General features: G+C 50.8%; 8 protein-coding genes. 3 read left to right on the forward strand and 5 right to left on the reverse strand.

What is annotated here, in order from left to right; all coding sequences use genetic code 11:
* Nucleotides 1–120: 120 nt before the first annotated feature.
* On the forward strand, nt 121–1,560 hold the full coding sequence (locus tag Pan241w_RS13420) for a bifunctional folylpolyglutamate synthase/dihydrofolate synthase (protein ID WP_145216427.1): 1,440 nt from the start codon (nt 121–123) through the stop codon (nt 1,558–1,560).
* 112 nt (nt 1,561–1,672) lie between these two features.
* Here the strand turns inward: Pan241w_RS13420 and Pan241w_RS13425 are convergent, their stop codons facing one another.
* The 3 genes from Pan241w_RS13425 to pilM all read right to left on the reverse strand — a co-directional run bounded on the left by Pan241w_RS13425 (nt 1,673) and on the right by pilM (nt 7,880).
* Nucleotides 1,673–3,859: a hypothetical protein gene (locus Pan241w_RS13425; RefSeq protein ID WP_145216430.1), complete on the reverse strand. Its 2,187-nt coding sequence runs from the start codon at nt 3,857–3,859 to the stop codon at nt 1,673–1,675.
* Nucleotides 3,860–3,936: 77 nt separating this feature from the next.
* Nucleotides 3,937–5,649 carry a hypothetical protein gene (locus Pan241w_RS13430; protein ID WP_145216433.1) on the reverse strand — a complete coding sequence of 571 codons (1,713 nt, stop codon included), beginning with the start codon at nt 5,647–5,649 and terminating at the stop codon, nt 3,937–3,939.
* A gap of 104 nt (nt 5,650–5,753) precedes the next feature.
* Entirely contained in the window at nt 5,754–7,880 is a 2,127-nt protein-coding gene (gene pilM / locus Pan241w_RS13435) for a type IV pilus assembly protein PilM (RefSeq protein WP_145216436.1), read from the reverse strand.
* A 676-nt stretch (nt 7,881–8,556) separates the two neighbouring features.
* On the opposite strand from pilM, the gene Pan241w_RS13440 reads away from it, so the two are divergent.
* Both Pan241w_RS13440 and cmk read left to right on the forward strand, forming a co-directional pair.
* Nucleotides 8,557–11,448 carry a glycoside hydrolase family 38 N-terminal domain-containing protein gene (locus tag Pan241w_RS13440; RefSeq protein ID WP_145216440.1) on the forward strand — a complete coding sequence of 964 codons (2,892 nt, stop codon included), beginning with the start codon at nt 8,557–8,559 and terminating at the stop codon, nt 11,446–11,448.
* Nucleotides 11,449–11,451: 3 nt separating this feature from the next.
* Nucleotides 11,452–12,114: a (d)CMP kinase gene (gene cmk / locus Pan241w_RS13445; RefSeq protein WP_145216444.1), complete on the forward strand. Its 663-nt coding sequence runs from the start codon at nt 11,452–11,454 to the stop codon at nt 12,112–12,114.
* Between the two features lie 21 nt (nt 12,115–12,135).
* Here cmk and Pan241w_RS13450 read toward each other — a convergent pair whose 3' ends face one another.
* Both Pan241w_RS13450 and Pan241w_RS13455 read right to left on the reverse strand, forming a co-directional pair.
* Entirely contained in the window at nt 12,136–13,302 is a 1,167-nt protein-coding gene (locus Pan241w_RS13450; RefSeq protein ID WP_145216447.1) for a hypothetical protein, read from the reverse strand.
* A 233-nt stretch (nt 13,303–13,535) separates the two neighbouring features.
* Nucleotides 13,536–14,930, reverse strand: a complete 1,395-nt coding sequence (locus Pan241w_RS13455) for a sigma-54-dependent transcriptional regulator (RefSeq protein ID WP_145216450.1) — start codon at nt 14,928–14,930, stop codon at nt 13,536–13,538.
* Between the last annotated feature and the right edge of the window lie 43 nt (nt 14,931–14,973).

The raw sequence follows: 14,973 nt of genomic DNA on the forward strand, positions 1-14,973 counted from the left end.
AAGTGCTTAGCTATAATATTCGCGACTTAGCCTCAATCTCTCGTTATTTTTTCTGCAGAGGCTGTTTCGACAGTTAACCGATCGTATTTACCGTCAATTATATAAAAGGAACTGCCTGACATGGGAGTCTCGGCAGAACAGTATCAGCACAGTCTGGACTTTCTCTTTGGACGCCTCAATTATGAACGAATGGGGAGTAATAAGTATTCCACCAAAGACTTCAAATTGGGAAGAATGCAAGAACTGCTAAAGGCCTTGGAGAATCCTCAGTCCAGTGTGCCGACAATTCATATCGCAGGGACGAAAGGGAAAGGCTCCACTTCAGCCATGATTGCTGAAATGTTGTCTGCCGCAGGGTACCGTACCGGATTATTTACTTCACCGCACGTGACCAGATACGAAGAACGGATTCTGATTGACGGAAAGCAGATCGCTCCCGAGCAGTTGGTCGATCAGGTCACGGTGCTCTCTGAGGCGGTCGATCAGTTAGGACTTGATTTTGGTGAGGGGGAGATGACCCCCACATTTTTCGAGTTGACCACTGCATTGGCGTGGATGCATTTCAAGCAGAATCAAGTCGATTATGCAGTGATGGAAGTGGGGCTGGGGGGCAGGCTGGATTCCACAAATGTTTGTGAACCGCTGGCAACTTTGATAACCAATATCAGCTATGACCATACGGCCCTGTTGGGGGACACGATCGAACAGATTACCCGTGAAAAAGCGGGGATTATCAAATCGGGGATTCCTGTCTTTAGTGGCGTCACACAGCCAGAGGCAATTGCCGTTCTTGAGGAAGTGTGTGCAGAGCGACAGGCACCGTTGTACCTGCTCAACCGGGACTTTTTCTATGAGACAGTCCGAGAATCAGGAAAGGCTGGCGCCCTGACTGCCGCAAGTGGTTCTCTAGATGCGAATCGGCAGCAGAAAATTCAGGTCAAAAGCCCGTGGTCCGTGATTGATGAGATGCCAGTCAGTCTGCTGGGGCAGCATCAGGCGATGAATGCCGGGCTGGCTGTTGTGCTGTTGGATTATTTACGTCACACAGGGACTCCGATTGAGATCGGGCAAATGCGAACAGGGATGGTTGGCTTGAAATGGCCGGCACGCATTGAAGTGGTACAGAAGAACCCGACGGTGATTATTGATACTGCCCACAATGGTGCTTCTATCAACGCCTTGATCAAAACGCTCGACGAGTGCTTCTCGCAGCAAAATCGTTTGTTAATCTTTGCTGCGACTCGGGAAAAAGATGTGAGCGAAATGCTGGGAGCGCTGCTGCCACATTTTGAGACAGTCATTCTGACCCAGTACCTTTCTAATCCGCGTCGAATTCCGGTAAACGAATTGAATGACATTGCGCAAACGATTCAGCAGGAGTCTGGCAGTCATACCGATCTGATTTCCACTGCCAGTCCCGCCGATGCCTGGCTCAAGGCGAAGGCAAATTCGACGCCAGAGACGTTGATATGTGTGACAGGTTCCTTTTTCATTGCCGCGGAAATGCGAGAGCTCTTGCTGGGGGCAACAGATGAGGCCTTGCTGACCGAATTCTGCTAAGCGGGGCCAGAAAACCAGTTGCTTGCATGCGAAGCTCTGATTGTAGCATGCGTAAAAAAAGGGAAGAGTAACTGCCGCTACCCTTCCCTTCTCGTGTTATCAAATCAGCAAATTATGGTCCCACGCGAATGGGATTCTTTTTGCGTTTGCTTTTCTTTCCTTTTTGCGGACGACCCATCATATCACCCTCCAAACCATAATATTCAGCTGAGGCCGATTCTTCAGCGCCAAAGCCAAACGCATCGGTGGGAGCACTGGCTCTGGCTTCTGCTGCTTCTTTGACCCAGGCCAGACTCTGACGCTCGCGGTCGAACATGTTTTTGGCATAGGTATAAGTTTCGGAAGCTGCCGGGGGCTTTGAAGATTTCAGATTCCCCAGATTATCAACAATAATTGCTTCCGCATCGATGGGTAAATGCCCTCGAGTTTGTCTGGGCAAGTTCAAATCGGGGTGATCTTCCAGCCGGATAGAAGGAGATGGGATCGCATCGACCAGATAGTTTTGTGTATCAAACTGGACGGTTGCTTTCTCGTCGTATTCTTCTTTCGCAACATCATAAAGTTCTGCAGACTGTTCTCCGCCAATCTCGTCGCCAACGGCGGTTTTTAAAAAAGAGTGAATCGTGGTTCCGGTTTTGGGATACCACTGGAAGACTTCAAATTGTGCCGTTATTCCGTTGGCTCCACGGGGAGGTCGAACATTTTGCAGATAATAGTAGACATCCTGTTCGGCAGTCACAGCGGCAGTCTCATTGCTCCAGGGAGTCATTCTTGTTTCTCCTTCCGCAACAGCAGGCAGCACGACTTCTTCGATGGGACGCTGAAAATTCGGATTTCGTACGACAAGCCGGACGCGATACTTGTAAGTTTCGCCTGGATTCAGATCGAAATCAAAGTAGCGGAATAACAAGAGTCGGCCAGCGGCTGTGACATTGGCTTTCAATTTCTGGATGAGTTTCTTCTCGTCCAGTTCTTCACCAGGTCTGATCTGCTGCATGGAGCTTGCCATACCTTGAAAAACAGAATCCATTTGCTCGGGTTGTCCGTCCGACATAAACTGACTGCGAATTTCACGCATGCCAAGCTGCAAGTTCGAAAAGCCTTTTTGTTTTTCTTTGAAGACTCTTTCACCGGCGTGTGATTTTTTGTATTGATCCAGAACCAGTCGATTGAATTCGAGTTCCTGTTCAATTTCTTCCTGGCTGAGGGTGAAGTTTTCGACGCGTGGGTGCGTGGCGACTTTATACCAGAACCCCGCGATTCGGCTGGGAAGCGGCATGGTGAAAACGCGGTCGGTGATTCCGGTGTTGACGACTTCAGGGTCGAAGTCGGCACTTTCTTTTAAGACCTCAATCGATGTTTCGATATCAACGTCTTCCCATTTACCGGCTGCAGGGTTAGCTCCGGGGACTATTTTTTGGCGTTGTAATTGAAAATCGAGGAACTCCAGGATTCTGCCTGCCTGCATGTTCTGCATTGAATAGGCATCACCCAAAGATCGTTCCAGCTTATCTTGCTGTGTGGCCAGATCGAAGACGCCTCTGACGGCAATAAATCGTAAGCCGCGACCTTCACGAGCGGGACCTGCCATACCACCACTCATTCCCATTTCCATCATCGACCCATCAGGCACGGCTCCTAATTCACCGGGGGGAGCATAACCGCCTGGGTCGTAACCACCGGGACCTCCCGCAGCCATCATGTCTGCTTCAGCATTAGGCATATTACCAAAAGTCAGGCCTGCCATGGCAGAGCCGCCGGGGCCTCCCATACCAGCGCCGGCAACATTGGTTCTTTTTTTGAACGGGTTATATTCTGGTTCATCCGGTTTGGCTTCTTCAGTTTCCTTTGAATCCGAGCCTTCAGCTCCTTCTTCCATTGCAGCGTCGAGTGGTCGGGTCATCATTATAAACCGACCGTAAGTGGCGACCAGATCTTCGATCGGCATCCAGTCCACTTCTTTGGCACGCTCTTTTTTCGCGTATAACCGCCAGGAGAGAGGATGCGAGAATTGATAGTTCGTAACCTCGATCCCTTTATCGATCAGCTGTGACACTTTTTCCCGCAGATCGTCATCTTTAAGAAATTCCTTGCGTTGTTCTTCGGGCCATTGACTGTTTTTGACCTGGGATTCAGCCGTCTCGACCTTTTGAGAGAGCTCAAGCGGAGTCCGTTTTTCGGTTGTCCACTTTGATGTAAAGATGGCAAAGACTACAAACAATGCAACGAAGCCCAGGACAATCTTTTCGCCATGGTTCACTGCAAATTCTTTGTAGTTCATTCCTTTGAGATTGGACATCAAGTTCTTCACGGGACTTTCTCCGTTTAATTAAAGTTTACTGTAGCTGATGGGATTCAGTTTCTAGTAAGTCTGTATCACTGGTTAGCAGCTTCCTCAGAATTCGATTCGGTCGGAGGAGGCTGTGGGTTATTATCCGCCGGTGCGGAATCTGCAGCTGGCGTCGCCGGAGATGCAGGTTCTGTTGGTTGTTCAGGAGTATCGCCCGCGGGTACGGGCTGGTTTTCGGTATTGGCAGCCGCAGCATCTGTCGGCTGCGCTGGGTTTGCTTCAGAGCCTGCAGGAGTTGCATTGGCTGCATCCCCTGCTGGTGTGGCAGCATCGGCCGCCGGTTGCCCCGGGTTATTGGGGTTTGTCCCCTCTGCTTCAGCCACCATCTCTCCTTCGGGTGGTTCATACGGTTTGTAAAGTGTCATTAAACCGGCAATGGTGACGACAGACAGCTCAGGGTCACTTAAAGCAGCATCCAGCAGGCCTTTATTTTCGAGGCCTGGTTGTCCCATTCCCGGTTGTCCTCCGGCTTCAGCACTGAAGCCAGATCCACCGCCGGGACGGCCTCCACCAAATTCCGTTCCACCAAATCCTGAATCGGCACTGAACCCGGCGTCACCTCCCATGGGGCTGGCGCCCCGGCGGCCTGTGGTACCACCGAGACTGGCAATGGGGGTCAGGTTGTCATCGAACATGTCTGCGCGTTGAACGCGGACGATTTCTGCAGGCCAAGGCATGCTGGATAACTGGGCAAGCAGGTGAGGCAGTTTTGAAGATTGGATTACGGCTTTAATATAAAACGCACGGGTTTTATAGGGGAGTGCTTCGTCTTCATGGTAGTAACGTTTGAGGTTTTGTGCGCCCTGGCCTCCTGCAAAGCCACCACCAAGCATACCGGCGCTTTCTGCCATCACGTCACCACTATCGTCTCCACCTCCGGCAGAGCCATCAACATCATTTCCGAAGATTTTGGTCAGATCCATATCGACATCAATTTGCATCGCGCCGCCGCCCATCGCATCCGTCATGCCGGCGCGCCCACCGCCACCTCCGCCGCCAAATCCACCACTATCCATACCTGCCATTCCCGCCATACCATCCATGTCACCCATGCTGCCGTCACCAGCGGGAGCACTCCCATCATCGCCAACGGTCCCCCCGCGCAGTTCCAGCTGGATAATCTGGCGGACAGGCGACTCGCTGATATTCGCAGCGCCTTTGTTGACTTCGGCAATAGCTTCCAGGATCGAGCTGACGAGCCAGACATCTTCCTGAGCATCCCACATTTCTTCCGAAGTCGGAGGTAGTGTTTTCCATTTGTCTAATGGAACATGGGGGATGGTGTTCGGGCTGATATCAACCGTTCCCGTTCCATCTTTCAAGCTGAATGGGTTGGCCAGTTTATGGGCACGCAAGATTTCAAATTTATAAGCACTTCGATAGAGGTTGCGGGGAACACGCGAGATTTCACCGCGATACGGCGTATTTTTCATCAGAGGAGTGACGTCTGGTGGCCAGACAAATAAGCTCTTTTGTTTATCCCAGAGGTACTTGTGGGACTGACCAATATACTTTTCTTTTTCCTTGTTGATCTCTTTCAGGGCAGAAGACCAGGTTTCATTGGGAGGATTGGGGGGAACCTGTGCGTCGGTGAATGCTTTATCGATCGCGGCTTTTCGCTCATCGATTTCTTTGGCAAGACTACCAGTCGCCATACTCCAGCCAATCACAGGCAGCAGCAGAGCAATAAACAGAATGATCCAGAATTTATGAACAAGAATCGGTTTTAATTTGTCCATCGGGTTGTCCTCTGCTCTCTTCCAAAGAGATGTAAAGTCGCGTAAAAAACGTTTTAAAGTGAATCGATCTTATTGTTGAGTAACGTCTGTCTGGCAAGCCTTTATCAGCCTGCTTCAGCCGTCGCTTCCTCCCCTTCTGAGGTAGAGGATTCTGGTGGCTGTTCCTGCCGTTCCAGGACAGGAATTGGTTTCCAGACAAATTGAAGTTTAAATTTTGTACGGTGAAGTGGTATGATTTTGGGGTCTTTTTCGGGGCGTTTAGCACCGACACGGGGACGACCGGCTATTCCCGCACCTCCGGGGAAACCGGCTTCCTCACCAGGCAGGACACCGGGGCGACCACCGCCAAAACCACCAAATCCACCAGGAGTAAAACCTCCATCGCCCATCCCCCGTCGCATTCCGCGAGGTTGACCATTGGGGTAGTAGTCAAATGTGTCCCGTGAGTCTTCCAAAACGGTTGCATGCGTGATGCCCATTTTGCGAACATCCACAGGGGCCGAATCCGGATTCTTCACCGTCCAGGACTGCAGGTTTTTCAAGAGCGTTTCATGAACATACAAGACGCCAACGTCGGTGGTGGGTTTGGATTCATCATGATGGTAGTGCACACCCTGAAGAGTGAAGACGTAGCCTTCCCCTTCGGGTGGAGTTTCCTGATCCACTTTCGGGAGAAGTGACTTTGCCTGGGGGGAAAGCTTTTCAAACCATTGCGCCAGGTCGGCCTGATGCTCGACCGTGATGCCGGGCAGTTTGATCCGATTGCGTTTCTCAATCTGTTCGTTGTCAAGCTGGTCGTCTACGTCGCGGGGCAGGCATTCATCAATGGCCTTATAAACTTCCAGCCAGTCATCTCGGGTGTCGAGATTCCAGACGAGTTTATCGCCCTTTTCAATGAGAGCAGTGAATTCCCCTTCGGCGCCGCTGTAACTGGACTGGTATCCGGAAACCTGTGTGGTCAAGTTCTTGACTTTGCTTTCCACGCTGCCGAAACGATCTGTGCTGACCGAATTGGCGACATTGCTAAAGCCGACTGTCGAAATGCAAAGCCCCACCAGTAAGGCTGCTGCAGTAACAACGGCCCAGGGTTTTTTACGACGGATTTTACGAGCCGTGGCAATTTCAGGCGGCAGAAGTGTGGTATGAATCGTAGTCTGTTGTAAGGCCTGCAACGCGATCCCGTAGGGAACGGTAAACGTGAGGATATTGTCCTGGAACAGCGGTTCGTTGAGAACGGCGTCTCCCACTAATGACTGGAAGTCATCGAGCCGTTCGACTTCGTACTGCAGGTTTTGTTGCAGAAATTTCTGCAGACCGGCGAGCTTAAAGCCGTTACCGGTCCCGTAGACTTTGGAAATTTTCGCATCGCGATTCACACTGGAAAAATAGCCGATCGAACGCTGGATTTCAGAAACATATTCGTTGAACACAGGTCGCAAGGCCTGGAAAACGGCGCGGGGGTCTTCGGAACGAGTCGCATTACATTTGAGGTGCTCTGCTTTCGCAAACGTGAGCTTCATTTCTTTGGTTAACGCACGGGTAAAGTGGTTACCGCCGATGGGAACATTACGGATCCAGATTTTACTGCCGTTGGTGACCATCAATGTGGTGCTGTCGGCACCCATGTCGACCACAATCGCAGACTCTTCCGGATTGCCTTCAAATTCCTGCCCGACCCGCATTCCCAGCGAATCGTAGCAGAGTGTGTTATACAGACCTAAGGGAGCGATCTGGATCAACTCCACTTCAATTTTTCGGTCGACGAATGGCTGCAGCGTTTTCAGAACCTGATCGCGCTTCATGGCAAAGATACCAACTTCGGCATCCAGCATGTAACCGCTCTCTTCCACGCCGCCCCCCAGAGGCTGGTAATCCCAGATCACGTCTTCCAGTGCGAACGGAATTTGCTGCTTGGCTTCGTACTTGACGATTTCAGGAACGCGGCTGGATTGAACCGGCGGTAGTTGAATAAATCGCGCTAATGAAGTCTGTCCCGGGACGCTGATCGCAATCAGGTCTCCTTTGGTTTCATTGCGTGACAGAAAAGTATCCAGAGCCTGGCTGATTAATTCATCAGGATCAGCATCAGGCTGACTCAGAATTTTGGGATGGGGAATATAATCGAATGCAACGGCAATCACCTGATCAGCGGCTTCTGCATAGCGAAGTCGAATGGCCTTTAAGCCGGCCTGCCCAATTTCAATGCCCCAAACAGCTTGATTTTCTGCCATGTGACTGGTCACTCCTACTTTCTGGAAATACCTGAATCAGTGCTTACCAGATTGAACCGGAAATGTTTCCGAAATTTAATGAACGAGATGCTATTTCATGCTGGCTGAACGGAATCGTTTCAAACCAGCGGAATTGTATCAGATTTACTTAGTTTCAGTTAGATAGGCTGAGGGAATAATTTCAGAATAAACAATCCCCTAACATAAGGCTATCACAGGATTTCGTATAAAGTCAATGAAATAGTGGATGTTTGAAAACGACTTCATAAAAAATAATCAGTCAACCGCTATGATTTTGTATGCCAAACGGACTATCGTCTGCGAATTCCTGTCGCAAGTTGCTTCGTTTTTGGTTCATTCAATTGATTGGACGAGGCTCAAAATCAAAGAGTTCCCAATAAGTCAGTTTTTATTACGAATTTATCAGTTTTATTGATGGATTCTTCAATCAGTTTTTTTGCGATGATCTGTGTGTATGTTTATGTTTCTGGCTTCAGAAGTGGATTTGACTAAGTATAAGTTAGCCTGTGATTTGTGATTTCTCGTGGGTGATGGATACCGCACTATAGATACTCGGCGGTAGTTTGCTTATGCTAATCTGAGTCAGAGAAGGAACCGGACTCATTCTCGAAGGTACGAATTGAATGTTATTACGTTTCTAAAGTATTGTGACACAATGACATACAATGATATAGTAATCTTGATCCCCTGCCACAGTCTTGAAGATTTCCCGACGGAGCTGGAAGAAAAAGACGCCGAGAGCCTGCTGAATGCCTTTGCCGTCGCCTGGCATCCTGAACTTTTGGCCTCGTCCCGAGTGATTCCCAGTTGGCATCGTTCCGATGAGCCACCTCAATTTCTGGCAGATCGCTTATTGCTGGTTCCCAAGACGTCCGAAGACTGGCTGCCTTACGGCTGGATTGAAGAGGCGGAGTCAAACGGAGCAACCGTCGTCAGTGGAAAGATTCACCGTGACGAGATGGCAGAAGCGGCACTCGAACCGTTACATGCCGACACCGAACAAGCTTCTGAGCCGAAATTATCAGCTGAACTGGTTGCCGACTTTTATGCACTCGGGCTGTGTTACATTCAGTTAGAGTTATTGACGCGTTGTATGCATCATTTCAGTAGTCTGGATGAAGCGACCATCCAACGAGAGGCGATTGCCGCTGCCGACGCGGCGCTGGCCAATGATGTTGAAGCAGCGCGGGCTCATTTGAAAGGATGTTTTGAGGTCCTGCTGGAGAATCGGGAGCGATTTTATCCCATCGACTGCTATCTGATCGATCTGTGTCTGGTCGCGCCAGAGTGGGCCAATGATTCGCTCAAGGCGGCGATTGCGGACGAACAACCTCTTAACTTGCTGCTCACCGCTGACGATCTGGAAACGATCGCTCAAGAACGTCCTGAGTTGACAGAAATTCTGAAAACGAGTTGTCAGAATCAGGAGACCGAAGTCATCGGGGGGGAGCAGGATCAAATTGCCACGCCGGTTGTCCCTGTGGAGTCTTTGATCTGGCAGTTGAATGCGGGGACACGCAAAATTCAGGAACTCACCGATCGGACTCCAACCACTTGGGCCCGGCGGCGTTTTGGTCTGGCTTCCATTCTACCAATGTTGCTGCATCGCTTCGGCTTTCATTCCGCCCTACATCTGGTTTTGGATGATGGGATCTATCCCGATTATGAGCAGAGCAAAATTCACTGGGAAGGTGCAGACGGCACGATTCTGGATGCGTTTTCCCGGATTCCCATGTCGGCTGAAGGGTCAGCCGGTTATCTCCGTTTTCCACAACGGATGGCGGAATCGATGGAAGAAGATCAGGTGGGCGCGCTGATGTTTGCCCATTGGCCTGATGTAAAATCCCCCTTTTTTGAAGACTTTAAACGCATTCATCGCTATGCCCCGGTGTTGGGCAGCTTTGTTTTGTTGAATGATTTTTTTCAAAACACGGAATCGTCAGGCCGGCATTCCTCCTATGATGCGCGGGAATACCTGTCCCCCTTTCTGAGCCAACTTGTGGCGATGCGCAAGCCCGATCCGCTCAGCCGTTTTATCGACCATTTTCAAAGGCACGATGAATTGACGGCCGGGCTCTGGTTTCATGCGGTTTCCAAAGCCATCTATGGGCAAGCCATTTCGGATGATTCGCTGTTGAAAATTGAGCAGGATGTGGAACAGGGGCATCCGGATGCGGAAGCGGAACGGGTTCAAACTGCAGTCACCGCGCTAGAAGGATTTCGCCAGTCGGGAGAAGCGAAACTCGCGGACATCATTCTTCAGGGAGCAGCGCAGCAGAGCGGCGTGTTATTGTTGAACTCACTTTCATTTCCCAGAAGAGTGGTCGTTGATCTGCACGAGTTTCCCCATGAACCGGCACAGGATGCGGTGAAAGCAACGCAGTTTGATGAACGGCAGAAAAAAGCGGTCGTCGAAATTCCTGGTGCCGGATTTGTCTGGCTCCAGCCAGGCACATCTCCGTCAGCACCAGCAAAAAGCAGTGTTCCGATCGCGGAGCCTTTGTTACTGCGAAATGAATTCTTTGAAGTGCATATTCATGAAGAGACGGGCGGCATTGCGCAGATCAAGGAATACGGTCGGAAGCCGAACCGTTTAAGCCAGCAGTTAGCCTATCGATTCCCCTATCAACGCACGATTTCAACCCCCGGTGCACTGGGCGGCCTCGAAGACAAGACTCCCTACTCTGCCATTCGAAATGTGAACGCAGAACTCACCTGTGCGGGACCCGGCATGGGAGAAATCGTGACGACAGGCGAGATTTATGACCAGGTCAGTGACACGATATTGGCATCGTTCCGACAGACGTTTCAGCTTTGGCGCGGGCGACCGATTCTGGATGTGAAAATCGAGCTGGATGTGCAAACTCTGCCTGATGGGAATCCCTGGGATCATTACTATGCAGCGCGTTTTGCCTGGGGGGACAGTACCGCTTCTTTGACTCGATCTCTCCTGGAAAGTGCGCATGCCTTCCAGGGAGAACGCTTTGAAAGCCCGCATTATTTTGAGATTGCAGAGGGAGAAGAACGGGTCACGATTTTGAATCATGGGCTGCCGTTTCATCGCAAAACCGGACCACGGATGCTGGACAGTATGCTGATCGTGGAAGGCGAAACCAAACGGGAGTTTTCCTTTTCCATCGCCGTGAACCAGATTTTCCCGATGCAGCTGGCCCGGAATGTCATGGTGCCGGCAGGTCAGGTTTCCAGTCAGGTTGGACCTCCCCGAATGGGCGAAAAGGGATGGCTGTTTCATGTTTCAGCCAGCAACGTGCAGATTACGCGCGTGTTAGATTTGTTACCTCCGGAAGGAGATTCGTCGAACGAAGCGTCTGGGGGCCAAACTGGTTTCGCGGTGCGTCTGATTGAAACCGAAGGCATGCATCGTTCGGTGAAATTACGTTGTTTCAAATCTCCCGTCAGTGCCCGTCAGCGCGATTTTCATGGGAAGACGGTCGTCGAACTTCCGATCGAAGAAGACGCGGTGCTGGTCGAGGTGTCGCAGTATGAAATTGCGGAAATTGAAATCCTGTTCGAGGAGCAAGCTTAATCGATGATCGTGACGATTGATGGTCCTGCAGGATCGGGAAAGAGCACTGCAGCCCGTGGTTTATCCAAACGTCTGGGGTTTGAGTTTCTGGATACGGGCGCCATGTATCGTTGCGTTGCCTGGGGAGTTCTGCAGCGGAATGTGGATCCGGCGGACGAACAGGCAGTGACACACGTCAGTCAGCAGATCAAAATCACGTTTTCGGGTGATCGGGTGCTGCTGGATGGCGAGGATGTCTCGGAGACCATTCGGACTCCCGAAGTGACGGACGCCGCCTCGGTGGTTGCACAGTACCCTGCTGTCAGACAGGAACTGGTTCGTCTGCAACAGCAGGCTGCCGAAGGCGTGGATATTGTCAGCGAAGGCCGGGATCAGGGAACCGTGGTATTCCCGGATGCGTTCTGCAAGGTGTTTCTGATCGCTGATCCTGAGGAACGCGCGCGTCGCAGGCATGAAGAGCTGACTGCGCGGGGGAAACAGATTACCGTTGATGCGATTTTGCAGCAAATTTATGAACGCGATCAGCGCGATGAACAACGCACCGTCGCCCCGTTAAAACCGGCCGACGATGCGGTTGAGATCAATACGTCCTGTTTGACAATCGATGAAGTGATTGATCAACTGGAGCAACTAGTACGTTCACGGATCAACTCGGACTCACTCTGAGATGGGTGCCAGTTCGAACGATCAGAACTGAAGTGTCAAAGTCACCGTCGTGCGGCTGTCCATCAGATCTTTGCGACCCGTGATGGGGAATTCCCAGACACCGGCGACCGACAGGCAGCGGTTCAAGCGGTAATTCGCTCCAAATGCAGTCGAGATAAAATTGTTACCCGCGACATTTGTTGAGCCCAGGTTGATCCAGTCGCCCCCTTCAATATTCAGAGGCAGTGCCTGACCACTTTTGGTATAGACGATCCCATTTAGCTCAGCGACGGCTGAGAGCTTGCTTGTGATCGGGTGATCGTAATGCACGCTGTAATAGATGGACTGCGATTCTTCGGCGGTGTCGCCGGGAACGTGGTAACCCGTGGAAGCAATCAGGTGACCGCAACCAATCTGTTTACCCAGAGAGAGATAGGGAGTCCAGACGCTATCGCCGTTGCCTTGAAAGACGCGGCTGCTTCCATTGGTGGCTTCATAAATCAGACCGCCTGAGAGCAGGAACTGGTTTTCGACATCGCGGATGAGAACATATTTCAGTCCCAGGCCGATGTCAGACCAACCTGTCGCATTGCCAACGCCCCGTGTTTGCAGGGTGTTGTAGCCGTCCTTGACGGCAATTACGGAGAGACGTTCGTTTAAGGCGATTCCGAGTTGCAAAGCGTAAACCTGCAGGTCCCCTGCTCCGAGAACGGGAGTTTGCGCGTCAATCATTTGGTTGATGAAAATACCACGGACATAAGTCAGTGAGCGAGGGTCAATTGACCAGACTGGGTTACTGACGGGCATGACAAAGTCGTCAAAACAACGATCGCTGGGGAATTTATTCAAGAGTGGAATGCGATCACAGAGCGTACAGGCATTGCACTCGCATGACTGGCAGTTACACGCCGATGCTTGAGTACTGCACGTCGGGCACGAACATGGCTGCTGCCCTGAGAGCGAAATCGGTTGTTCGCCTGTCGGCGTCTGGATGAGTTGAGTTTCTGGTTCTGAAACGGAATTTTCAGTTGCCGAATTCAGAGTGTCAGGAGGATCGATGACAGGAGGCGCTGGTGCTGCTTCTCCTTCATAGACACCATCGGCTAAGACATCGGATAGTGTCTGAGGCTCTGCAGGCCCTGCGGCATAAATTGCCGAATTAATCAGGCTGCATGAAACGGTGATCAGTACAATCGATGCGAATCTCATATATTCCCCCTCCTGGAAATGAGATAATTGAGCGTATATTTCGCCTGTGATGAGAAGATTCCTTTCATCTCTCCATACATATCGACCATTCCAAATTGTAAAAATAGGTGTATAAGCTGAAGTTTATTTGTTTTTCGCAATTGAGTGAAAATACTGCATGGGGGGATTAGCAATAAAAAATGCACGCCGAGTCGACGTGCATTTGAGTTTGATTTCCGATTGAGAACAGCCGATTAGTGCATCAATTGTTTCTCAAAATCGATATCGTATTTTTTCATTTTCTTATACAGCGTGGTCCGGTTGATGCCCAGCGCTTTCGCCGTATTCTGGCGGTTCCAACCATTGGCTTCCAGTGCTTCAATGATGATTTGACGTTCGGGATTGGCCAGTGCGGTTTTCAGAGAACCACTTCCCATGCGGCTGTCTGCAGCCAGAGCGTAGGGTTGTTCCTGTCGAATTTGTTCTGGAAGATCGTGAACCCGGATGTACTCCCCTTTGGTCAGCACGACAGAACGTTCGACGACATTGATGAGTTCCCGCACGTTGCCGGGCCAGGAATATTTGAGCATGGCCTGCATGGCAGAGGCGTCGAAGCCTTTGATGGATTTCCCGATTTGTTCGTTGTAAATTTTGAGGTAGTGCTCAATCAGAAGTGGAATGTCGCTCATGCGTTCTCTGAGAGCGGGCTGTGTCAACGTAATGACATTAATCCGGTAGTAGAGGTCCTGTCTGAACTCTCCTTTGGCGACCATCTCTTCCAGGTTCTGATTGGTGGCCAGAATGAGACGAATATCCACGGTGTGCGTTTTGTTATCGCCGACCGCTTCAAATTCATGATCCTGTAACACCCGCAGTAATTTCACCTGCAGACTGGGAGAAGCGGTGGCAATTTCGTCCAGGAACAGCGTGCCGCCGTCAGCCTGCAGGAACTTACCAACTTTATCGTGGGTTGCGCCGGTAAACGAGCCGGCTTTATGACCGAACAGTTCGCTTTCCAGTAAACTGTCAGGCAGCGCACCGCAGGCAACTTCCACAAAAGGTTGATTGCAACGGTCGCTGAGTTGGTGAATGGCCCGCGCGGTCATGGTTTTGCCGGTTCCATTTTCACCCAGAATTAATACGGTAGTTTTGGTGTCGGCCACGCTTTCGATCAGGTCAAACATTTTCTGCATTTTATAGTCCTGACCGACAATGTTCGCCAGGCCAAAACGCTGATCAAGTTGTGCCTTCAGAGTTTTGTTTTCTTCGACGACCTGCCTCTGGTCCAGACAACGCTCGATTGTCAGACTGAGTTCTTCGTCAATGACTGGTTTGGTCAGATATTCAAACGCGCCCAGTCGAATCGCTTCGACCGCACTTTCGATGGTACCATAGCCAGTCAGCATAATGACGGCGGTATCGGGTGCGTTTTGTTGAACCCATTCCAGCAGATGAAATCCGTCCTGGTCTGGCAGGTTGACATCGCAGACGACGACCTGAAAGGGAAATTCTTTTAACCGTTCGATCGCATCCAGGCACGTGAGCGATGTTTCGGTGCGATGCCCCAGGCTTCGCAAATAGTCGGCCATCGCTTCCAGAATATATTGATCGTCGTCAACTACCAGTAATGAACCAGAATTTGTCTTCATTGAATATGTCTCGCCCAAAGTGTCCATGTAATGCTGCAATCGT

This window comes from Gimesia alba (assembly GCF_007744675.1).
Lineage (GTDB): Bacteria > Planctomycetota > Planctomycetia > Planctomycetales > Planctomycetaceae > Gimesia > Gimesia alba.

Bases quoted from the DNA above. Each gene is read 5' to 3' on its own strand.
- Pan241w_RS13455 (WP_145216450.1), bottom strand. From the start codon at position 14,930: ATGAAGACAAATTCTGGTTCATTACTGGTAGTTGACGACGATCAATAT.
- pilM (WP_145216436.1), bottom strand. From the start codon at position 7,880: ATGGCAGAAAATCAAGCTGTTTGGGGCATTGAAATTGGGCAGGCCGGC.
- cmk (WP_145216444.1), top strand. From the start codon at position 11,452: ATGATCGTGACGATTGATGGTCCTGCAGGATCGGGAAAGAGCACTGCA.
- Pan241w_RS13430 (WP_145216433.1), bottom strand. From the start codon at position 5,649: ATGGACAAATTAAAACCGATTCTTGTTCATAAATTCTGGATCATTCTG.
- Pan241w_RS13425 (WP_145216430.1), bottom strand. From the start codon at position 3,859: ATGTCCAATCTCAAAGGAATGAACTACAAAGAATTTGCAGTGAACCAT.
- Pan241w_RS13450 (WP_145216447.1), bottom strand. From the start codon at position 13,302: ATGAGATTCGCATCGATTGTACTGATCACCGTTTCATGCAGCCTGATT.
- Pan241w_RS13440 (WP_145216440.1), top strand. From the start codon at position 8,557: ATGACATACAATGATATAGTAATCTTGATCCCCTGCCACAGTCTTGAA.
- Pan241w_RS13420 (WP_145216427.1), top strand. From the start codon at position 121: ATGGGAGTCTCGGCAGAACAGTATCAGCACAGTCTGGACTTTCTCTTT.